Origin of the sequence: Pseudoalteromonas luteoviolacea DSM 6061 (assembly GCF_001625655.1) — a bacterium.
GTDB lineage: Bacteria > Pseudomonadota > Gammaproteobacteria > Enterobacterales > Alteromonadaceae > Pseudoalteromonas > Pseudoalteromonas luteoviolacea.
On record NZ_AUYB01000098.1, the window covers coordinates 104,999 to 126,835 of the forward strand.

The 21,837-nt window shown below is 39.5% G+C and carries 17 protein-coding genes; 13 read left to right on the forward strand and 4 right to left on the reverse strand.

Features of this window, described 5'->3' with window-relative positions:
- Nucleotides 1–34: 34 nt before the first annotated feature.
- Nucleotides 35–1,549 carry a leucyl aminopeptidase gene (locus N475_RS09210; protein ID WP_063357611.1) on the reverse strand — a complete coding sequence of 505 codons (1,515 nt, stop codon included), beginning with the start codon at nucleotides 1,547–1,549 and terminating at the stop codon, nucleotides 35–37.
- Nucleotides 1,550–1,947: 398 nt separating this feature from the next.
- On the opposite strand from N475_RS09210, the gene msrA reads away from it, so the two are divergent.
- The 8 genes from msrA to N475_RS09260 all read left to right on the forward strand — a co-directional run bounded on the left by msrA (nucleotide 1,948) and on the right by N475_RS09260 (nucleotide 11,268).
- Complete coding sequence (msrA, locus tag N475_RS09215) at nucleotides 1,948–3,156, forward strand: peptide-methionine (S)-S-oxide reductase MsrA (protein ID WP_063357657.1); 1,209 nt, start codon at nucleotides 1,948–1,950, stop codon at nucleotides 3,154–3,156.
- A gap of 1,103 nt (nucleotides 3,157–4,259) precedes the next feature.
- On the forward strand, nucleotides 4,260–4,913 hold the full coding sequence (locus N475_RS09225) for a non-canonical purine NTP pyrophosphatase (protein WP_063365095.1): 654 nt from the start codon (nucleotides 4,260–4,262) through the stop codon (nucleotides 4,911–4,913).
- On the forward strand, nucleotides 4,900–5,541 hold the full coding sequence (locus N475_RS09230; RefSeq protein WP_063365096.1) for a cupin domain-containing protein: 642 nt from the start codon (nucleotides 4,900–4,902) through the stop codon (nucleotides 5,539–5,541). The genes N475_RS09225 and N475_RS09230 overlap by 14 nt, the downstream gene beginning before the upstream one ends.
- Nucleotides 5,538–6,260: an SDR family NAD(P)-dependent oxidoreductase gene (locus tag N475_RS09235; RefSeq protein WP_063365097.1), complete on the forward strand. Its 723-nt coding sequence runs from the start codon at nucleotides 5,538–5,540 to the stop codon at nucleotides 6,258–6,260. The genes N475_RS09230 and N475_RS09235 overlap by 4 nt, the downstream gene beginning before the upstream one ends.
- 6 nt (nucleotides 6,261–6,266) lie before the next feature.
- A complete protein-coding gene (locus tag N475_RS09240) occupies nucleotides 6,267–7,523 on the forward strand; it encodes a condensation domain-containing protein (RefSeq protein WP_063357616.1) in 1,257 nt (418 codons plus the stop codon).
- Nucleotides 7,516–8,886, forward strand: coding sequence for a cytochrome P450 (locus N475_RS09245; RefSeq protein WP_063365098.1), 1,371 nt, complete (start codon nucleotides 7,516–7,518; stop codon nucleotides 8,884–8,886). Before N475_RS09240 ends, N475_RS09245 begins: the two co-directional genes overlap by 8 nt.
- 460 nt (nucleotides 8,887–9,346) lie before the next feature.
- Nucleotides 9,347–9,655: a hypothetical protein gene (locus N475_RS09255; RefSeq protein ID WP_063365099.1), complete on the forward strand. Its 309-nt coding sequence runs from the start codon at nucleotides 9,347–9,349 to the stop codon at nucleotides 9,653–9,655.
- Complete coding sequence (locus N475_RS09260; RefSeq protein WP_063365100.1) at nucleotides 9,652–11,268, forward strand: PepSY-associated TM helix domain-containing protein; 1,617 nt, start codon at nucleotides 9,652–9,654, stop codon at nucleotides 11,266–11,268. Before N475_RS09255 ends, N475_RS09260 begins: the two co-directional genes overlap by 4 nt.
- Nucleotides 11,269–11,304: 36 nt before the next feature.
- Here the strand turns inward: N475_RS09260 and N475_RS09265 are convergent, their stop codons facing one another.
- Nucleotides 11,305–13,092, reverse strand: coding sequence for a sensor domain-containing diguanylate cyclase (locus N475_RS09265; protein WP_081215965.1), 1,788 nt, complete (start codon nucleotides 13,090–13,092; stop codon nucleotides 11,305–11,307).
- Between the two features lie 101 nt (nucleotides 13,093–13,193).
- Nucleotides 13,194–13,718 (reverse strand): TetR/AcrR family transcriptional regulator, encoded by a 525-nt coding sequence (locus N475_RS09270; protein WP_063357621.1) that lies wholly within the window; start codon nucleotides 13,716–13,718, stop codon nucleotides 13,194–13,196.
- 547 nt (nucleotides 13,719–14,265) lie between these two features.
- On the opposite strand from N475_RS09270, the gene purE reads away from it, so the two are divergent.
- The 4 genes from purE (at nucleotide 14,266) to N475_RS09295 (ending at nucleotide 19,666) form a co-directional block, all read left to right on the forward strand.
- Nucleotides 14,266–14,748 (forward strand): 5-(carboxyamino)imidazole ribonucleotide mutase, encoded by a 483-nt coding sequence (gene purE / locus N475_RS09280; protein ID WP_063357623.1) that lies wholly within the window; start codon nucleotides 14,266–14,268, stop codon nucleotides 14,746–14,748.
- Nucleotide 14,749: 1 nt separating this feature from the next.
- Nucleotides 14,750–15,898, forward strand: a complete 1,149-nt coding sequence (locus N475_RS09285; protein WP_063357624.1) for a 5-(carboxyamino)imidazole ribonucleotide synthase — start codon at nucleotides 14,750–14,752, stop codon at nucleotides 15,896–15,898.
- 46 nt (nucleotides 15,899–15,944) lie between these two features.
- Nucleotides 15,945–16,901, forward strand: coding sequence for a YeiH family protein (locus N475_RS09290; protein WP_063365102.1), 957 nt, complete (start codon nucleotides 15,945–15,947; stop codon nucleotides 16,899–16,901).
- Between the two features lie 278 nt (nucleotides 16,902–17,179).
- Nucleotides 17,180–19,666, forward strand: a complete 2,487-nt coding sequence (locus tag N475_RS09295) for a prolyl oligopeptidase family serine peptidase (protein WP_193343314.1) — start codon at nucleotides 17,180–17,182, stop codon at nucleotides 19,664–19,666.
- A 64-nt stretch (nucleotides 19,667–19,730) separates the two neighbouring features.
- Here the strand turns inward: N475_RS09295 and N475_RS09300 are convergent, their stop codons facing one another.
- Nucleotides 19,731–20,714: a zinc-dependent alcohol dehydrogenase family protein gene (locus N475_RS09300; protein ID WP_063357627.1), complete on the reverse strand. Its 984-nt coding sequence runs from the start codon at nucleotides 20,712–20,714 to the stop codon at nucleotides 19,731–19,733.
- A 140-nt stretch (nucleotides 20,715–20,854) separates the two neighbouring features.
- Between N475_RS09300 and N475_RS09305 the strand changes: the two genes are divergently transcribed.
- Nucleotides 20,855–21,745 (forward strand): LysR family transcriptional regulator, encoded by an 891-nt coding sequence (locus tag N475_RS09305; protein ID WP_063365103.1) that lies wholly within the window; start codon nucleotides 20,855–20,857, stop codon nucleotides 21,743–21,745.
- Nucleotides 21,746–21,837: the final 92 nt, after the last annotated feature.

The window sequence follows — 21,837 nt, forward strand, 5'->3', positions numbered from 1 at the left end:
AGGCCATGCATTTAGCATGGCCTTTTTAGCTAGATTAGTTGCCGCTTAACAGCCACTCACTTAGGATTCTTACACCATAGCCAGTGCCGCCTGCAGGCACCTCGTCTTTGGTTTTTTTAGAGATTGCATTTCCAGCAATATCAATGTGAACCCAGCGAGTGTCGCCAACGAATTGCTGCAAAAACGTTGCCGCTGTTGTCGCACCAGGCCCATAAGAACCTATGTTAGTTAAGTCTGCAATATCTGACTTTAATGCGTCTTTGTAACCAAGTGGAAGGCGCCACACCTGTTCATTTACAGTTTTACCCGCCAGTGTAAACTCTTTAACTAATTGGTCGTCTTCAGAAAAAATTGCCGAATAGTTGTTGCCTACCGCTCTGATCTTTGAGCCAGTTAGTGTTGCTAAGTCGACCATAATTTCAGGTTTGTAGAACTGGCGTGCATACCAAAGGGCATCGCTTAGAATTAATCTACCTTCGGCATCCGTATTTAGAACTTCAACACTTAGTCCTTCTGCTGTACGTAATACGTCTCCTGGTGCAAACGAATTTTCAGAAACCATGTTCGCAGCCATAGGCATAACTGCAACAACGTTGACGTCAGCTTTAGCTTTTGCCATTGCTTGCACCGTACCTAGTACAGCCGCAGCACCTGCCATGTCTACTTTCATTAGAGCGATAGATTTACCGGTTTTAACATTGTAACCACCTGAATCGAACGTAATACCTTTACCAACTAATGCGATTGGGGTGTCATTGTTTCCTTTGTAGTGTGCGATAACAAGTCTAGACCCTTGTGCACTACCGCGGCCAACTGCTTCTAGAGCACCCATACCAAGTTCTTTGATTTCAGCAGGTTCTAATACTTTTACTTCAACGCCGTATTGTTCAAGTTGCTTTGCAGCATTTGCAAAGTCTACCGGTGTCATTTCAGACGCGATTTCTGATGTTAAATCACGTGCCAAAAATACGCCTGATTGAATATGTTCAAGTGTTAAATACTCTTTTGCCGCTTTACGTTTGCTATCTACGTCTATGCTGTAACTAATGTTAAAAGTATTTGGTTCCTTTTTGTAAACTTCAAAAGTATGGTCTCGCAGGTTAATACCGTGAGCTAGCTGCGCTGCTAGTTCAGAGTTATTAACTTCACCTTCAAAGCTTTCAAAAGAAATTGCAACTGTTTCCGACTTTTTATCTTCAAGTTTAGCGTGCAGGTTGCCACCTAACTTTGTCATTTTGCTAGCATTTAGCTCGTCTTCTTTACCAAGACCTACAACTAAAATACGCGCATAGTCAGAGGAAACTGGAGCTATTACTTCTACAGTCTTGCCAAACTTACCTTCAAAGTTTTCTGTTTCTATCGCTTTAGACAGTTGTGTTCTAGTTGCTTTGTCTAAAAACTTGAATGAAGCTTTTTGGTCTTCGGCTTTAAAAACAACCAATGACTTTGCATCTTGTAGCTTTGAAGTGAATTGAATATCAGCTGCGTGCGCAGATAGTGAAGCACCTAATGCAATAGCAACAGTTGAAAGACGAGAAATAATAGACATTATAAAAATCCTCTGGATATTGAGTGACAACGTTTTACCTTATTTTCAATAGCATATTAATTGAATGTCGTTGAACTGCTCGGATTCTAGGGTGAGTTGCAAGGGCAGCGACTCCTAATTGGTTATGTGTTGATTGTAGCAACCAATTGTATTTGTTGTTGGCAGATGAATTCAAATAACAAAATATGAGGTAACACGTGTAATTCCTCATGGTTTAGCTTTAACAATTGGTCAAAGTAAGATTTGAGCCCAAAATTACAAAGAGAAATTGAAATGGAATTTCTCGCTATACGGTCTGATTAGTCAGATAAACAAAATTAAGGAGCATATGTGTGAAGAGTAATCTGATAGTTGCTTTTTTACTAGGCGGTTTCACTTTTAGTACTTTTGGCACTGAGATGCCAAAACCCAAAATGGACAATGCGAGTGTAAATGTACAGAGTATTGTGCTTGGTTCGGGGTGTTTTTGGGGGCCTGAAAAGCGCTACGAAGCAATGACAGGTGTGATTGATGCTGAGTCGGGTTATGCTGATGGTAAAGGCTTTAAAGCAACCTACAAAAACATCATCAGCTCGCAAAGGCGATTTGATAATAACAATTATGCAGAGGTAGTTAAGGTCACTTATAACGCCAATATGCTTTCAACAGAAAAGCTACTTAAGGCGTATTTTGAAAGTCACGATCCAACGCAAAAAAATCGTCAAGGTAACGATGTAGGAACGCAATATCGGTCAATTATCTTATTTGAGAATAATGAGCAAAAAGAAACAGCCTTTTCTCTTAAGTCTGAATATCAAATGTTGCTACAAAAAAGCGGATATGGGGATATACAGACTAAAATCAAGCCATTAACAAGATTTTACCCTGCTGAAGAGTACCACCAGAATTATCTAGCTAAAAACCCCAATGGTTATTGTCCAGATCACAGTACCGGGGTGACATTTGACCAAGCAAGTACTGAAGCAGTTGTGGACAACAGCGAACTGACACAGGGAAAGCATATTGTTGTTCTAGATTCGAGAAGTTATTGTCCTTACTGCGAAAAGTTTAAAAGTACAGTTGTAAATGATTACCAAGGGTCGATTCCACTGCATTATCGATATGCTGATCAGTTGAAAGGGCTAGATATAATGTCTGCTACTTGGGCAACTCCAACCATTATCCTGATTGAAAATGGAAAAGAAGTTAAGGGTTTTCAGGGGTACATGGATCGCGAAACATTTTATAAAGTACTTGGCGCATTTAAGCTAGGAGACTCAGAAGCATTTGATATAGCATTCCAAAAGGGAACTGAAAGGCCTTTTTGTAAGCAATACGATATCTTCAAAAATACACCTGATGGAGTGTTTGTTGACAAGTTGAGCGGTGCCCCTTTATTTGATACAAAAGATAGGTTTAACTCTGGAACTGGTTGGCTATCTTTTAAATATCCGGTAAAAAATAGTGTGACATATCACAAAGATTTAAGTCACGGGATGGTAAGGACTGAAATACGCTCAAAATCATCAGGTATACATTTAGGGCATGTTTTCAAAAAAGAAGGACCAAATGGCACAGATAGATATTGCATCAATGCGACTGTTTTAGATTTTAAAAAACGAAGTTGATATATTTACAGTATGATGGGGCTTTGCCAGTAACGGCTTGGCCTCAACCTTTACTGTATTTTCAGGGTTTATTTATTGAGTTTACGAACTGCATTAATTTAATATTTATTCATAATACACTTTCCAATTTAGGTTGTTTCCACTAAAGCATACTTGCGCTAACATTGTGTTTGTTCGTAAATTTTCTTTCAGTTGTTTTAGCTATTCTATAAATTTAACAACGCCATTGTTGTAGCTATTGAAATTTTTTAGAACTCGTAAACAAATAACATCTATTCAATTGCGTTTCTCTTTGTTTTTGTTACTATTATTTTCCATGTTGCTCATGGTGCAATTAAGTCCATTAGCGTAAACGATTTGGATTAGGGTAGCTGGTTTGCTAGATTCGTTTGAATTATTTAGGAGTACATCTTACTATGCAAATTGCATATTTATATTCCTACTCTTTTTATTTTTGCCATATTTTTTCTTGAAATGGTATAAGCAGTCCACTAATACTGGTCGTGAAAGCAAAGCTGAATTGAGATATCACGAGCAAATGTGTTGGAGCTTAGTGGTGTTTCTTGTATTAATAAATTGGGTTGTGAGCCTTTTTGTTGATAGGTTTATTATCTCACTAGATTTACACTACTTAGAAAGAAGAAAAGTTTTTTATATGGCCAAAATGAGTGTTTCAACACTTGTTGCGATCTCTCTGTTTGCACTGCATAAATTAACCCGCATAAAAGTCTGTTTTACATCAAAAGTTTTTGCGTATTTTTTAATAAGTAACCTGACGCTTTGCTTTGCGCAATTTATATTAAGAGGGTATGAAATAACTGAAAACTTCAGATTCGTTTACTTTTTCACTGCTATGTTTACCCAGACACTTATTAATTTTTATTTTGTTTGTTTTCCTTTCAAAAAGTTTTTGTCTAAAGAAGTTAGAGTCAATTTTAACTTCAATAAATGAGGTCTCTGTTGACTTTACCTATACAGGTGCGGCGTTAACAGAGATCTTGGTTTATATAACTTAATATTTTAAACATCAAGTTTACATATTTCTTCCACAGTTCCTTTCTAATCTCAGGTTTACATCTTTTTATGCCTATTTGAGGACTCCTATGAGTCACCAACTTATGTACGAACACCTTGTGATTGCAAGCCATAATTGCGGTAAGATTTCTGAGTTGTATAACCTAATGAAGCCATACTCTAAGGATATAACTTCTTCTAAATCGCTAGGGTTAACTGAACCCGAGGAAAGCGGCAATTCGTTTATTGAAAACGCAGAACAAAAGGCAACAAGTGCAGCCAACATAAGTAGGTGTGCAGCGCTAGCAGACGACAGCGGGTTGTGTATTGATGCACTCAATGGCCAACCTGGTTTACATACAGCAAGGTGGGCGAGGCAGGCAGGTGGGTACAATCAAGCAATAGATCATGTGCTTGAACGTTTAGAATCGGTGAATAATCGACGAGCTAGCATGGTATGTGCCTTGAGCCTGGCTTTTCCTGATGGTCCTGTTTATTCATTTTTAGGGGAAGTATGGGGCACTATCAGTTGGCGCGCAAAAGGTAAAAATAATATAGGGTTTGAACCTATTTTTATTCCCTCTGGTGGGACGAAAACGCTAGCTGAATATGCTTTACCTCAAAGGGATATGCTGATACCTCGTGCCAGGGCGTTTCACTTACTAACAAAGCAACTGTTCAAAACTCCTCCTGTTGCTATCAGCCAAACACAATCTTTAGGAGGTAATTATGCAGTGCTCTAACCAGTCAATAGCTCTGTTTATTGCCAATGTCGGTGAGATCTGTATTGATTTACGTTCCAAAAATTCATTTTCTTCCTTGAACCGAATGGAACTCCAAGCACAACTACATTTTTTGTGTGAGAACATTGCAACGATTACCGTTCAAAAACTTTCTGACATCACCGCTAATTTAGTGTTTTGCAGGAGTAATTGCATTGAACAAGCTGAGATAGAAATCAAATTTAAAACGGATGAAATACCTTTTTATAAAAGTTTCGTAAGAGGGCATGTTGAATTTGAGTCTCAGGCTTTTGGCAAAGTCGATATCTTATTTGAAGAAGCACAGTTTGGCGTATATCTGCTGAATATCGAGCCGGGAAAATCGATACCTAATCATATACATCTGGAGATGGAAGAGCATGAACTCATTTTGGACAGTGGGCTGTATTTGGACAATAAGCCAATAGTAGCGGGCAACGCGTTTTCTTGGCCAAAAGGGGTTATTCACGGGTACCAAAATCGGGGCGATAAAGTAGCAACAGTGCTTTGTATAGACTCTCCCAAGTTTATACCCAGTGACGAAATTATCGTTGCAAACCTTCAAGATGATCTTAAGTCAAAAGAATTTACTGGTGAGGCTGGTGCATGAAACAAACAGTTTTAGTTACCGGCGCTAGCTCGGGAATAGGTTATGAAACCTGTCTATTGTTGTTAAAAGCAGGGCACAATGTCGTAGGGTTGAGTAGGTCGATAAACTCAACGCACGAACTAAATAGCTATGCTAACTTTACTGCTTGGAGTTGTGACCTATCAAAAATAGATGAAGTAGCCGATTTGCTTTTATCAATTCAAGCAAGTGTTGGAGAAATTAATGCCTTGGTTTATGCGGCTGGTGTCTGTCACCACGAACAATTTGGCAGTACAAAGCTAAGCTCAGTGATTGAGCAAATAAATGTGAACTTAATTTCAGCATTCATCTTGTGCGAGCAAGCCATTATGCATATGCCAAAGGAGAGCTCTATTCTCCTTCTTAGTTCTACTCTAGCGGAGAAACCGATATCTACTAGTGCTATATATAGCGCATCTAAAGCCGGGCTTGAGCAGATCACAAAAGCGTCAGCTTTAGCCGGCGCAGAAAAAAAAATTAGAGTCAACGCAGTTTCTCTTGGCTGCGTGAACACCTCTATGCTCGTAAAACCAAGAGCTGATGATTTAGATAAAAAACATCGACTAGAGCAGCTCGAACAAATACATCCATTTGGCTTGGGACAAGCCAATGAAGTCGCTTCCGTACTTATAAACCTTCTAAACCAGCCTTGGACTACAGGCAGTGTCATCAAAATTGATGGCGGGTTGACACTAAACTAAAAAGATATGAAAAATATACCAATTACGCTGTTACAAAATATGATGTTGTCTTTTTGCTCAAATACACCAGATTTACCTATCGCAAATGTAGGTGGTGTGATCCGTTTTGAAAAAATTGACTCACAAAAACTGATTAACGCTCAACGCGAGATTATGGCTTGTCATCAAAGTTTTAAGCTCTATTTCGCACAAACAGCGCAGGGCATAGTTCAGCACGAAAGTGATGAGCAAGATCCGAGCTTTCTCGTTACTGATTTATCAGAGCTCAGTGAAAAGCAGGCATTTCAAAGGGCAAATGATACGATAATAAGGTTGTTTACTATACCAATTAGTCCTTTTAATTTTCCGCTTCATAGAAATGAATTACTGTTACTACCTAATGACAAAGTTTGGTTGGTGTTTCTGGCTAATCATTTAATTTGTGATGGGTATAGTGCATTTGCTTACCTAAGGCAGATCGTGGAGTATTACGAAAATGGCACCTTGCCACAAAATACAACTGTCAGCTTTGTTGACTTGGCAAAAGAGCAGTTACAATACTTAAACTCTAAACAATATGAAAAAGATAGAGCTTATTGGCTGTCACACTTAAGTGAGCCAATGGAATATAGGCTATTTTCTAAAGCCAATAAACATCAGAGTAAGGCAATTCAGTTTTCGTTGCCAAGACAAAAATTTCAGGGCTTGACCGAGTGTATCAGCCGCCAAAAAGTAAATCTCTCTACCTTCCTGTTGACACTATGGATGAAGCAATTGAATATCGATTTTCCTCTAAAAGACAGCAACCGAATAAGAATTGGTTTGCCAGTTCATGGTAGAAAGAAAAATGAATCAGATCTCATTGTTTTTAAAGCGAACATGCTAGTCCATGAGTTTGATATAGAAATAGAACTGGGGATAATAGAACTCACAAAAAAGGTCGCTGCTCAGCTAAAGCAGGCATATCGTCATAAAAAGTTACCGCCAGAGTTATTATACGATGAGCTCAACGTTCCGAGTCCTATGCCTTTAAGTGAGTTCAGGTTTGGCTATTTAGAACTTGAAAAACTGAGTGAAGAACCGGGATTGCCAGAATCTTTTAGCTACGAGTCGCACCTACATCATATCCTGCCTTTACAACTCAATATTGTTAATTTTCATGGTGTTGATCATATTGACTTTTTAATCGAATATAACCCGGCAAACATAACAGAGTCCCAAGTAAAGGCACACATCAAATGTCTGTTTGATACGATAACGAATACTGTATTAGAAAATGAATAAGATCCCTGTTGTTTCAAAACAAGAAGTAAAGTCACTTGGGCGAACCTTCATGCAAAGCCCGGCTATTTTTTTACTCAGTCTCGCTGAAAAGTTTGGCGACGTTTTACAATTTAAACTTGGTCCATTCAAAGTGGTTTTGATTTCAAACCCTGAAATAATCCAAGAGATGTTAATCGCGCAAGTTAAGCTGTTTCCCAAGGCAAAGAGGGATACAGACATCTTGAGTAAGATTGTAGGTCAAGGTATTGTTACGGCAGATCAACAGACACATAAGCCACTCAGGAAAGTTGCACAACCCTCCTTTATGCATCGCCGCATTGTTGGCTATCAAACGATTTTTGAAAAATATGCTCAAGACAGTATTGATAAGTTGAACCATGGGCAAACGGTGAACATCGCAAGAGAGATGGAACGTTTATCTCTTCAAATAACATGCAAAACACTCTTTGGGTTAGATAAAGAAGATTTACAAAGAACAACAGATGTGTCCAAATCTATCAGCAAGTTAAATGCACTGGTTAGTAAAAATTTCGAAGGGTTTGTTAACTTTCCAGCGTGGTTTCCTTCACCGCTAAATTTACAGATCAAAAGGGCGAGAAAAGTCATTGATGATATTGTTGAAGAGATAATTATTAAAAGACGAAGTATGCCTTTGAAGGATCATGGCGACTTATTGTCCTCGTTAATGGAGGCTACAGATGATGCGGGACACTCTCTGACAAACGAAAATATAAAAGATCATCTTGTATCATTTTTTATTGTCGGTCATGAAACTACTTCAAATACCTTACTCTGGAGTTGGTATTGTTTAGCTAAATTTGAACGGCAAGCGCAAAATGTCTACCAAGAAATTATTGGTACCAAATCAGACGTTCCGCTTACTCTGAGCAACTACCCCAAAACCCATGCCTTTATAAAAGAAGTACTGCGGCTGTTTCCGCCTGTATGGCTTATTGGCGCGAGAAAAGCGGCACAAAACGTTGTGATAGGCGGCTTTGAGTTTAAAAAAAATGATAGAGTTTTTATTTCTCCCTTTGTTGTACAGCGACTAGAGAGTAACTTCAATAAACCGAGCCAATTTGATGCACGAAGATGGGAAGGAGCTGATTATAAAAAGGGTGCATATATCCCTTTTGGCGCAGGCCACAGAAATTGTATTGGCCAACACTTTGCGTTGCGGGAAATACTTACTGTATTGGTCACATTTATTAGAGTAGCAAGAGTTGAGTTTATTGATAAGTCAGTTGACCCTATAAACATTCAAGCACATGCATCGCTTTCAAATTTCGGCGGAATGACGATGAAAGTTAATAAAAGTTTTGAATTAGACAAGGTATCTGCATTTTCTAAAAGTTCAGTTTGATTGTGTTTTTGTCCAACTTGTACGACTTCGATATATTGGCTTATATGTTTTCAATTTTGAAATCCTGATACTGCATTGATTCATTTTAATTAATACAAATAAAAACCATTATCACTACAGTTTGTCGTGCACTCTAGTTCCTATTATGTATATAATTGCTCTATGACTCTAATATGACTACTAAGGACTGGGAGCTCGCACTTGTATTCTTTTCTTATCGTACTTTTTGTAGTGACAGGTACGTTATTTTTGTATTTAGCTAATCGCCATCAGCGCTTATTGAACAAACCACTTAACCAAAATTTAAAAAAGGTTGGTTTAGGGTTGATATTTTTAGGTGTTATTAATGCTCTGTTTTATTTCACATTGTCAGCAGGCATCTTCCTGTTTTTAATGATTTTAATGGTAGCTCTATTTTTCATTCCTCTCGCAATTTTATTGCTGAAAAGGAGTTAAGTTTATGAATTGCAAAAAAATAGAACCGCATTGGTGGGGTAAAACTTTGGCAGGTATCTTTGCTGGTTTTTTTCTAAGTATTGGTATCGTCGGTATCTTTGCTTGGCTCGGTCCAGATGGACTAACTCAGCAAATTACAGAAGAACAAAGGTTATGGAAAACGCAATTTAACATGTGGATTATTACTCCAATTTGGCTACTCATACTGAGCTTTGTGTATTTATTTAAAACAAGTCGACAAGCCTGGACTTGGTTGGGGGGAGCAGCCTGCACATCTCTCATAATCATTGCGATATTAAGGGAAATGCTATGAAGATAAAATCGGATGTTTTGAGAACCTATCAAACGATACATACTTGGACCGGGATAACCGCTGGGCTATTGCTATTTATTGGTTTTTTTGCCGGCTCTTTGACTATGTTTAGTAACGCGATAGACGATTGGGCAACGCCTCCTGATTATCAACTGCAACAAATACGCCCTGAACTACATAATGAGCTTTTAAACCAAGTTTTTGCTGACTATCCTGAGACCGTGAAAAATGTCACGATTAGCTATGAATCTAATAGTTCGCCCATATACTGGTATGGCAGTGGTTCAGCTCGTGGTTTTTCCCTCGACGATAAAATGTGGCATGGCACTTTGGATGAAAATGGACAGCTAGTTACGGAACTAAAACACGTTAATGAACTCTCTATGTTAGTTGACTATTTACATCGCAGTGCAGGCATTGTGGGAGAAATAGGTCATGACCAAGCTGGAGTTTACATTTTAGGTATTGCTGCGTTTTTATATTTTATTGCGTTAATGTCTGGCCTCATCTTCTTGTTACCTAGTCTTGTGAAGAGTTTTTTTGCATTAAGAAAAGAAAAGGGAGCCAATCGATTTTGGTTAGACAGTCATAATTTAGTCGGTATCGCCAGTTTACCATTTCATATCATTATAGCGATAACCGTAGTTGTTTTTTCATTTCATGATTTATTTTACAGTGGCTTAAGTCAAGTTTATGGTAATAAACCGCTTTTCGGAGGTGAGGATAAACACCATGAAGTTCGTTATGAACTAGAAGATTTGCCTACTTTAAATGAGATTCATGCCAAAGTAGCTCAATATGCGCCCGGTTTTTCGATCCTTAGCATCAATTTTCGGGGGTTAACTGGAGAGCATCCCTCTGCAAGCATTTCGATAGTAAATGACAAATCTTTTATGAGAGGTCCACACAATGATTTTTTATTTATGAATCCATATACTTTGGAAATTGATACCAGCAGTGTAACTAATGGGAATGGGCAACAGGGCATTTGGGGGGCTGTTGTAACAACGTTTTTTGGCCTGCACTTTGGCAGTTATGGTGGGGAACTAGGGCGTTGGTTGTACTTTATTATGGGTCTTGGTGGTGCGTTTTTATTCTATAGCGGTAACTTAATCTGGTTGGAGAAACGCCGTAAAAAGCAAAGTACTGAGCAAAGCAAGTCTAGTCACTTTATGGCAAATCTTACTGCGGGTGTTTGCTTGGGTTGCGCAATTGGCATTGCCGGGGCATTTGCTGCGAGTAAATGGTTAATGCTCGGCGATTGGAATATCAATGTCGCGTACATGTGGGTCTATTACGCTCTTTTCCTGACTTCAATACTTACTGCGTTCAAATTTGGTGCTGCAAGATTTAGCATTTTTGGGTTTTATGGACTTGCGGCACTTTGTTTGATGATACCAATAACCTCTTTGATTGGCTTTATACCGCAAACTGGTATTTGGTTACCAACGTCTGCATCTGATTATGGGGTCGAAATTGGGTCCATTGGCTTTGCAATTGCGAGTATGTTAGCTGCGAAAAAGGTCAAGAAAAGGGTATACGAAGGAGAAAAAAATAGCATTTGGTATTGCTCTAAATATACTTCTGAACAGCCATCAGCGAGCTTAGCTTAACTAAACTCAAATGGCGGGTTAAGGACTCGCCATTTGCTATGTATCTAATGTAGAGCCTAATGATACTTGGTTTCTGCCATGTTGTTTTGCAAAATAGAGTGCCAAGTCTGCTTGCTTTATAAGCTTGTGGGGTTCTAGGTCACGTCCCCATCCAGTGGTAACACCAATACTTACCGTCATTTTTATCATTCGGTCTTCAAACCTTACAGCAGTGGCTTGCGTTCGCTTGCGAATGATTTCTCCAAGTTCCAATGCGTCATGTTCATTGCATTCCGGCAATAAAATACAAAACTCTTCGCCGCCGTATCTAGCTACTGTATCTCCCGCTCTGGTACACGCACCTTTCAATACATTGGCAACCTGAGAGAGGCACTTATCGCCACATTGATGGCCATATGTATCATTGACCTTTTTGAAGTGGTCTATATCTACCATTAGAACGCTTATTGAGTGACCAAATCTTTTGGCTCGCAAGCATTCTGTATTAAGCGCTTCATTGAGACTGCGGCGATTGAAAACTTGTGTGAGTTCATCAATTCTAGATGTATGCTTTAATTTATCATATGCATCTTGAAGCTCTCTCGTTCTAGACTCCACTTCAATTTCAAGTAATTGATTGGCTTTTCTTATTTCTGACATACTCTTTGCTTGTGCAATAAAGCGTTTCTTTCTTTCAGAATTAATACGTTCAGCCATGGCGAAAGATAAACAGGCAACTTCGATTGAAGTACCAATGGTCAATGCGTGTTCTGTAAACCAGTTGCTAGGCAAAAAGTTGAATTTATTTGCTGCGAGAATGATACCTCCACATAAAGCGGCATTCCAAGCAAGCGAATAATATGTGGAAAAATGAGAACCTTCGAATAGCCTAACAGTTCTGGTTATGACTCCCCATAAACATGCCAGAGATGCATATACGATGATGACTCTGATCATAACGCCGTACGAAAAATACATCGATAAAAACAATAGCATGATGCCAATGACTGCGATGAAGACACAGCCGTAGTATAGCGTTCTACTATTTTTTTTAAGCTCTAGCAGCCTGACAATAAACAACGTACCAGCTAATACGGCTGCGATTAGAAAGAATAAAATAGATTGATCATTCCACCATAAACTGTTTTGCCAAAGGTATCTGAACCCAAGCCCAGACAAACTCATATAAAAAGCGATAATCGCACTTACATAGACAACATAGTAGAGTTGGGTCTTATCCCGTAAAGAGAAGTACATGAGCAAGTTATAGATTGCCATAACACTCATTAATCCAAAATAAATGCCTAAAAACAACATATTGAACTGATCAGTTTCATAAAACTTTTGTACAGTCCATAGACGAATTGGCAATTGAAGGGCACTTGAAGAGTTAACTTTTATATATAGAGCATGTGCGCCAGATATATCTGATTCTATTGGTACCAAGTAGTTGTGGTGTTGAATCAGCCTATCTGAAAATGCTTGTTTGTCGCCTAACTTTGCATAACTGATTACTGTGTCTTCGGCCATCAAGTAAAGCTTGAGGCTATCCAATACTGGGTAAGCTATTTCAATTATGTGGGGCTGCGTGTTTTTAGGTAATACAAAGTTGACTTTTACCCAGTAACTTTGAGCTGTGTAGCCTAGGTTTAAATTGTCGGCGTTGTTTTCGAACCAAGCTGCTTTAGGCAATGACAGTACGTCAACAATACCAAAGTTATTGTCCTGTATATATTTACTTTGAGAGCTGAGGTTTACGTACTTATTGGTTTGGCTAGTATTTATAAACTCACTGCCACTAACAACCCAACCGCAGCACAGTAAAAACACTAGTAGTACTTTCACAATAGAAATTAATTTTTGTCTTACGGCGCTCGTTTAAGCTTAGAAAGGGATTTAAGATTGGGCAATCTAATTTGGTAATAGAGAACACATCAATCTAGATTTTAGGTATGAATCATTTGTAGTTTTGAAGTTAAAATTGAAACCATTTGAACAGGGGATAGATGCTCATTGTTTAGGCCATAAAGTAATGTCATGAAGTAGCAATCCATCATGGCTGAGGCCTTTGTATCGTCGTATTTGTGCCCTTCAAAAAGCATCTGTTTAAAGCTGTCTACTTGCTGTTCGAAATACTGGCTATGCCACATTAGATCTTTAAGTAGTTCTTTGCTGAAGGCTCTGTTCTCACAATAAAAACTGTACAGATATTTAGCGTAGTGCCGCAACCTAAGTCTAGGGCTAGACTGCTCATTTTCAGCATGGGCTTTAGCAATAACTGAGTCGATTTGCTGATGCATAGCTTGTTTCAAAATATCGATCTTATTAGGGAAATGACTAAAAACAGTACCTGTGGCTACAGAAGCTTGTGCTGCTATCTGTCTGGTTGTTGTTTCTGAGTAGCCCAGTTCTTGAAATAACTGCCAGCTAACATCAAGAATTTTTTGTGCTGTTTTTTCTCTTTTTTTCATATTAAATCAATGTTTTGAAAAGTATTGAGAGGATACCACAAAACGTCAAGATTGTAATTAATATATCTTTAACTTGACTAAATTGAGCGTGCTCATTAAATTATTTGAGCGCGCTCAATTTATAGTGGAGATAATTTGATGATAATGCGGATTTTGGGTTCTTTAATTTTTTTACCTTTTATATTTTTCTATAGCTATGTTTTAGGTCCTGCGCTTAAGGTTGTCCTCTTACCCGGAGGGCTTGCTTTACTTTATTTGATACTGGGACCAAGCGATTTCAAAGAACATTGGAAGCAGGCGTTTTCGAGTTCAAACAAAGAAGAAAACAATAACCAAGAGAGAATGGCATAGACAATACTCGATCAAGAGTGGGAATTGGGAAAAACCGAAGAATTCCCAGCTATTTATAATCTAAAACCGCACTTTGCGGTTTTTTATCTTTATGCGGTTCGCTTTAACTTTCCTCTCGGGTATAATACTCGCGATTTCGGCGCAACCCCTTCAGCGCTGTAGTAAGTATCGTTTAATTTAGAATTGAGGAATTATTATGACGGTTGGCATTATTATGGGTTCAAAATCAGATTGGCCTACAATGCAACATGCGGCGGATATGTTAGATAAATTTGGTATCGAATATGAGACGAAAGTTGTTTCAGCTCATCGCACTCCTCAATTATTGGCCGATTATGCATCAACGGCAGCAGAGCGTGGTATTAAAATAATCATTGCAGGCGCAGGCGGCGCAGCACATCTTCCTGGTATGGCAGCTGCATTTACGAGCCTTCCTGTTCTGGGTGTACCTGTAAAATCAAAAACACTAAATGGGGTAGACTCGTTGTTATCAATTTGTCAAATGCCCAAAGGTGTGGCAGTTGGTACGTTGGCAATCGGTGATGCTGGTGCAGCGAACGCAGGCTTATTAGCAGCTCAAATCCTAGGTTGTCAACAGCCTGAGATTTTTGAAAAAGTTGAAGCATTCCGTAAAGCGCAAACAGAAACTATCTTAGCTAACCCAAATCCAGCAGAATAATATGAAAGTCTTAGTATTAGGTGCTGGGCAACTGGCAAGAATGATGAGTCTTTCTTCGACTCATCTTGGTATCGAAGTACTGGCTTATGATGTTAGCTCAAAGCAAGTTATTAACCCTGTAACTTTTGAAGTATCAAACACGACTCTTGAGCAAGAAGTAGAGCGTGCATACGCCATCACTGCCGAATTCGAGCATATTCCAGAAGATGTGTTGGCTTTATGCGAATCAAGCGGAAAATTCTATCCTGGTGCTCAATCTATCGCCACAGGCGGAGACCGCAGCAAAGAAAAGGCTCTTTTAGACAAAGCGCAAGTGCCTTGTGCTCCATATGCTTTGATAACTGAAAAAAGCCACTTCATAGATGCCGCAGACAAACTGGGTATGCCGCTAGTTATAAAGACATGCCAAGCAGGATATGACGGTAAGGGCCAATGGAGATTAAAATCTGCGGATCAGATTGATCAAATTTGGTCTGAAATGGAAGGCTTTATTGCATCTGGCACTGAGGCTGCACCTCACTCAATTATCGCTGAGAAGATGATCCCATTTGATAGAGAAGTTTCTATCATTGGAGTTAGAGATAAAGGCGGCAACTGTAAGGTTTATCCCTTAACCGAAAATCAGCACACAAACGGTGTATTGACTTTATCAATAGCAGGCAAAGAAAAGGCTGCAATTCAAGGTCAAGCTGAATCTGCGTTTGAGAAGCTCGCAACTGAGCTTAATTACGTTGGCGTACTAGCGATTGAGTTTTTTGACGTGGATGGTCAGCTTTTAGTCAATGAAATTGCTCCTCGAGTTCACAACTCTGGCCACTGGACTCAACAAGGTAGCCATACAAGCCAGTTCGAAAATCATATGCGTGCTATTACTGGTTTACCAATAGGGTGCACAAGCCTAATTCGTCCCACAGCAATGATTAATGTGCTTGGTCAGGCATCAATCCCTCATTCTGTTTTGACGGTTCCTGGTTGTACGAGCCACTGGTATGGTAAAGAAGCAAAACCTGGTAGAAAAATGGGGCATATTAATATCTCAGCAGATAACCTTCATCAGCTAGGTGAACGGCTATCGGAGCTTGCAGAAATTCTGCCAGAGGATGACTACCCTGGTGTGCTGGACACAAGTCACGCGTTAATTCTTAACTAAAAAAGCCGAGCGAAAGCTCGGCTTTTTTATTACAAGTGTAACTGATATGCAAAAGAGCAACTTCTTAAATTCAAATGAGTCTTTGATAGTTAGAATTTCATTCGTAATACTATTTTTAATTTGTGTAACTCCTTTTGTGGGTTCTGCCTTAGCGCTATTTTTGGGAATAGGCTTTGCTCTTTTTTTCAAAAATCCATTTGAACAGCAAAGTGCGACGTTGTCGAAATGGCTGCTCAAAATCTCTGTGGTAGGTTTGGGTTTTAACGTTGATGTCATGCAGGTCATAGAGGTGAGCCGAAGCTCTCTGGTTCTTACTATCGTCAGTATTACCGCTATAATTGGACTAGGGGAAATCTTAAGCCAGCTTTTCAAACTGAGTAGAAATACCGGTACACTCATTTCATTTGGCACAGCAATTTGTGGTGGTAGCGCGATTGCAGCGATGGCGCCTGTGATCAAGGCCAAGCAAGATGAAATCGCCGTCGCATTAGCAATCGTATTCTCTTTAAACGCAATAGGGTTATTAATATTTCCTTGGCTGGGTCACTATTTTGAATTAACCGAGAGCCAATTTGCGCTGTGGAGCGCGCAGGCTATTCACGACACTAGTAGCGTTGTTGGTGCAGCAGCAGCATATGGTCCGGTAGCGCTTGCAATGGCAACTACGATTAAATTAACCAGAGCGATGTGGATAGTTCCATATACTGCGTTGGCAGGCGTGTTTTGGCGCTCTGAAGAGCGTGCAAGTATTCCTCTGTTTATTATTGGGTTCTTGATGGCTGCCGCAATCAATACGCTGCTGCCGGAATTTGAAGCGATTTGGCATACATGTTACGTGATTGGCAAAGAGCTATTAGTAGGCACGCTATTTTTAATTGGCGCAGGTATTTCCAAACAAGTCCTTAAACAATGTGGTTGGCAACCATTTGCTATGGCAACAGTTTTATGGATTATCGTGAGCTCAATTTTGCTATTGCTCATCTTTGACGGATTTATTAAATAAAATTACTAAATTTTTTTGAACTTTTTAATTTTGCCCCAGTCAGAGTTATTGAGGCTTGGATATGCCTCAATTCATACTCGTTGTCCATCAACGACTATGTGAGCGCAGAGAGTATTTGGCCAGTAGCTATACTGGCCTTTTTTTGTTTAAAAAATATCTCCCCCAACCCAAACTCTGCAAACAAGCTAAAAACTTTGTTTATTTGTCTTAAAGCAGTCGAATGTTGCTCGAACTTCTGATTAAATTAACCAGATTTATAAATTAAAAGAAGAGCGCTGATGAAAAAATCCCTTTTGAGCATTGCTGTTGCAGGCTTACTGCTGACAGGCTGTCAAACAACAAGTCAAACTTCAGATACAGAGGTTGCTACCTCAATTGCGCCAGTGGTAGCGCCAGTTGTACAAACCCCATTAGACTTTGGTAGTGAAAACATAACACTTGAGCAGGCAATGGCCGATCCAGATTGGATAAGCCGTACTCCCGAAAATGCATTTTGGGGTGCAGATAGCAGTACAATTTATTTCGACCAAAAGCAAAAAGGAAATCAGCTAAGAGATAAGTTTGCCATCGATAGCGCTAAAGGTATTAAACAAGTTACACTAAGTAACCTACACGAAGTTGGTAATGGCAATGCGATTTACTCAACTAACGGTCGCTTCCAAGCTTATACTTTCAAAGGTAATATCTTTGTAAAAGATCTTCGCACTAATAAAATTAAGCAATTAACAAAGACTTCTGCGCAAGAACGTATTGTACAGTTTATGTTGTCTGGCGAATTGGCTTATCGCGTAGACAATACATTCTTTTCTGTAAATGTTGAGACTGGTTTATCAACTGAGTTAGTTAAGATTCATAACGGCAATAAACCAAAAGGGACTCAAGAGCCTGATACGTATATTGCTAAAGAACAGCACAAACTTATCGATTACGTTGCTCTGACACACAAAAATGCATTAGACGCTGAAGCGCGCAAAGCCGATATAGAAAAACAGAATCAGTCGATTGCAAACAAGCACATATATATTGGTGAAGGTAATAACCTTGTAGAGGCAAGTCTATCTCCTAAAGGGGACAAGTTGATTGTCGTTGTTAGTGAGCATAACGTTTATTCACAAGCGACAGAAAAAGACATGATGCCTAACTACATTGGTCAAGATGGCAACATCGACCCAGTTCCAGCTCGTAGCCGTGTAGCAGACAACAAGCCTGTGGAAGTTGAAGTTATCTATGTCGATTTGGCAACCGACAAACAAAAATCAGTTGGCTTTGAAACGTTACCTGGCTTTGACGAAGATGTTCTTGCTTCTGTTAGAAAAGAAAACGCTGAAGCAATAGGTGAGAGCTATAAATCTGAAAAATCACCTCGTGCGATTAAACTTATGCGTGACTGGTACTGGTCTCAATCTCCAATTCAATGGAATAGTGAAGGTGACCAAGTTGCTTTGATGTTTAAAGCATGGGATAACAAAGACCGTTGGCTTACTACAATGGATTTTGAAAAAGGTGAATTAACTCCGCAACACAGGCTGCATGACAGTGCATGGGTTAACTATGCATACAATGACTTTGGCTGGCTGAATGGTGAAGATTCACTTTACTTCTTGTCAGAAGAAAGTGGCTATAGCCACTTATATGTAAAGCCAGTTAACGGCAAGGCGACACAACTAACGTCAGGTAAGTTTGTTGTATCAGATCCAAAGCTTACAAAAGATAACAACAAGTTTTTCTTTAAAGCGAACGTCGATCACCCTGGTATTTACGAAGTTTACTCTGTCGATGTAGCAACCAAGAAAAAAGAAGCGATTACCGATTTAAACGGTATGACTGATTTCACGCTAAGCCCAGATGAATCTAAGCTATTACTTAGGCATTCAACCATCATGATGCCAACTGAGCTTTATGTTGCTGATGCGAAGCCAGACACTCAACCTAAGCGTTTAACGAACACAGTTTCAGATAACTTCCTTAATAAAAAGCTCATTGCTCCGAAGATTGTAGCAGTACCATCTAGCCATACGGACGAGCCAATCTACGCAAAAGTATACTACCCAGCAGACTATAAGCCTGGTGAAACAGGCAAAAAGCGTAAGGCAGTTATTTTTAACCATGGTGCAGGCTATTTACAGAACTCTCATATGGGTTGGTCTGTCTACTTCCGCGAGTTTATGTTCCATTCTCTTCTAGCAAGTGAAGGATACGTCGTAATGGATATGGATTACCGCGCGTCTAAAGGCTATGGTCGTGATTGGAGAACAGCAATTTATCGCCAGATGGGTACGCCTGAGATTCAAGACTTGGCAGATGGCGTAAAGTGGATGGCGCAAAATGTCAACGTCGATGAAGGTTCTGTTGGTACTTACGGCGGCTCATACGGTGGCTTCATGACATTTATGGCGCTTTTCACTCAGCCTGAATTGTTCCAAGCTGGTGCGGCGCTTAGACCGGTTACGGATTGGGCTTATTACAATGACCCATATACTTCAAACATCCTTAACCGCCCACAAGATGATCCAATTGCATACAAGCGTAGTTCTCCTATTTATTTCGCGGAAGGCCTTAATAAGCCAATGCTTATTAACGCACCAATGATAGATGACAACGTGTTTTTCCAAGACGTTGTACGTTTAGTGCAGCGTTTAATAGAGTTAGAGAAAGAAAACTATGAAACGGCAATCTACCCAGTAGAACCTCATGGATTCGTTCAACCTTCAAGTTGGTTAGACGAATACCGCCGTATCTATAAGCTGTTCAAAGAGAACCTATAAAACTAAAAAGCCAGCTTTAAGCTGGCTTTTTACATTCTTCCAAAGTCAGTCGCGGTAACGGAGCTTAGTTTTTCATTGTCATCGTGATTTTTCCAACTGCCCGACCTGAGTGATAATGTTCATGAGCTTTGGCAACTTCCCAAATAGAAAAGTCACTCGGATCAACTAGTGGCTTAATTTTTCCTGCATCCACAAGATTGGCGATATTTGATAATATTTGCCCGTGGTAAGCACGGTTGATACCGTGAACCAGCGGAATAAGCATTAAAACACTGTGAAAACTCAAACTTTTTAGTGCTACTTGCAAGGTGTCTTCGACGGGTAGAATCGTTGCAACATCACCGTTAAAGCGCGCTGCTTCAAAGCTTCGCTGAATATTTTCTCCAGCGACCGTATCAAATACAGCATCAAAGCCAACACCTTGAGTATACAATTTTACATAGTCAGCTACTGACTGCTCTTCAATATTAATGATATTGTCGGCATTGAGCGTGTTAGCTACTTCTAGATTGCGAGGTGTCACAGTTGCCGAAACAACTGCACCAAATACTTTTGCTAGTTGTACAGCAATATGGCCAACACCACCAGTTGCGCCATGAATTAGAATATTGTCCTGCGGTCCAACTTTTAGTTTGTCGTGTAAGGCTTCCCAAGCGGTAATAGAAACAAGCGGGAGTGCTGCGGCTTGTTTCATCGACAGCGTTTTAGGTTTAAGGGCCATCAAGCTTGCGTCTACCAACATATATTGTGCTAGTGCGCCATTAATTCCAGCAATACCACCTGCACAGCCATATACTTCATCACCGATTTTAAAGCTTTTCACGTTTTCACCTACATCGGCGACAATACCAGCTACATCACCGTGTAATATTTCAGGTAAGTTTTCAGACCAAGGTGTTTGTGTAGCGCGTAGCATCGTATCTAAAGGGTTGACACTCGTGGCTTTTACTTCAATCAAAATATGATTGGGTTTAACCTTTGGGGTCTCGCGCTCTTGTAAATTAAAGACGTTGCTATCACCTAGCTCTGTAATTACCATCGCTTTCATTTTGTATCCTCTTCACTAATTTGAAAGTAAGTGTATTGATTGCCACGCTCTCAATCCATGCGCTAAAGCGCAAATAACTTTTGTCTTAAAAGCAAAGTAGCATTAGGCTATTACAGTTATCATTAATTAAAAGCAAAAGTATGAGCACTATAAATAGGCTTATTTATTTTAACTATGTTGTAGAAAAGAAAAGCATTTCACTAGCTAGCAAGTATTTAGATGTGCAACCATCATCTATATCAAGGCAGCTGGATGCACTCGAGAACGAACTTGGAGTTCGACTTTTAAACAGGACAACCAAAAATATCGGACTCACTGAAGCAGGTGCTAAGTACTATGAGTACACGCATAGAGTTGTTGCAGAGCTGGAAGAAGCAAAACATGTTATTAATGAACTGCAGGAGAACCCAAAAGGGACTTTAAGATTAAGCATGACTGTTGGATTCGGAGAATATGTGGTCTTGCCTCTAATCCCGCACTTTAAACAGCAATACCCTAATATCGCAATTGAAATTGAACTGACAGAAAGAGTTGTCGACCTTGTTGACGAAAATATAGATATCGCAATTAGAAGTGGCAGGCTTCCAGATTCTAGTTTGATTTCAAAACATTTAATGGCAAACAACTTTGTGATTTGTGCGAGCCCAGATTATATAAAAGCTAACGGTATTCCAAATTCGCCAGAGGAACTTGAACGTTTTACCTGCATTAAGTATAGCTATCGAGGCTGGAAAGATTGGTATTGGCTCAACAATCCCTCTAAAAAAATTTCAATTGGAGACAGTTTGTCGATTAACTCAGTCAACGGGCAAAAGCAGTTAATTTTGAATTGTGCAGGACTAGCACTGATCCCTCACTGGGCAGTTAAGCGAGAATTAGAAATAGGGACTTTGATTCAAATATTACCCCAATACACATTTAGTCCCTATGAAACGCTTAGTTCTACATACGCTATTTACTTAAAGCGAGAACTAGTTGCGCCAAAAACGAGGGCGTTTTTAGACTTTTTGAGCAATAATATCCAGTCATAAAAACATAACTGTCATGTTTAGAACATAGAATTTGCAAGCTTACCTTAATTAGGTTCGATAGTGATTATAGAGCCTGAAGATATGTTTTTAAG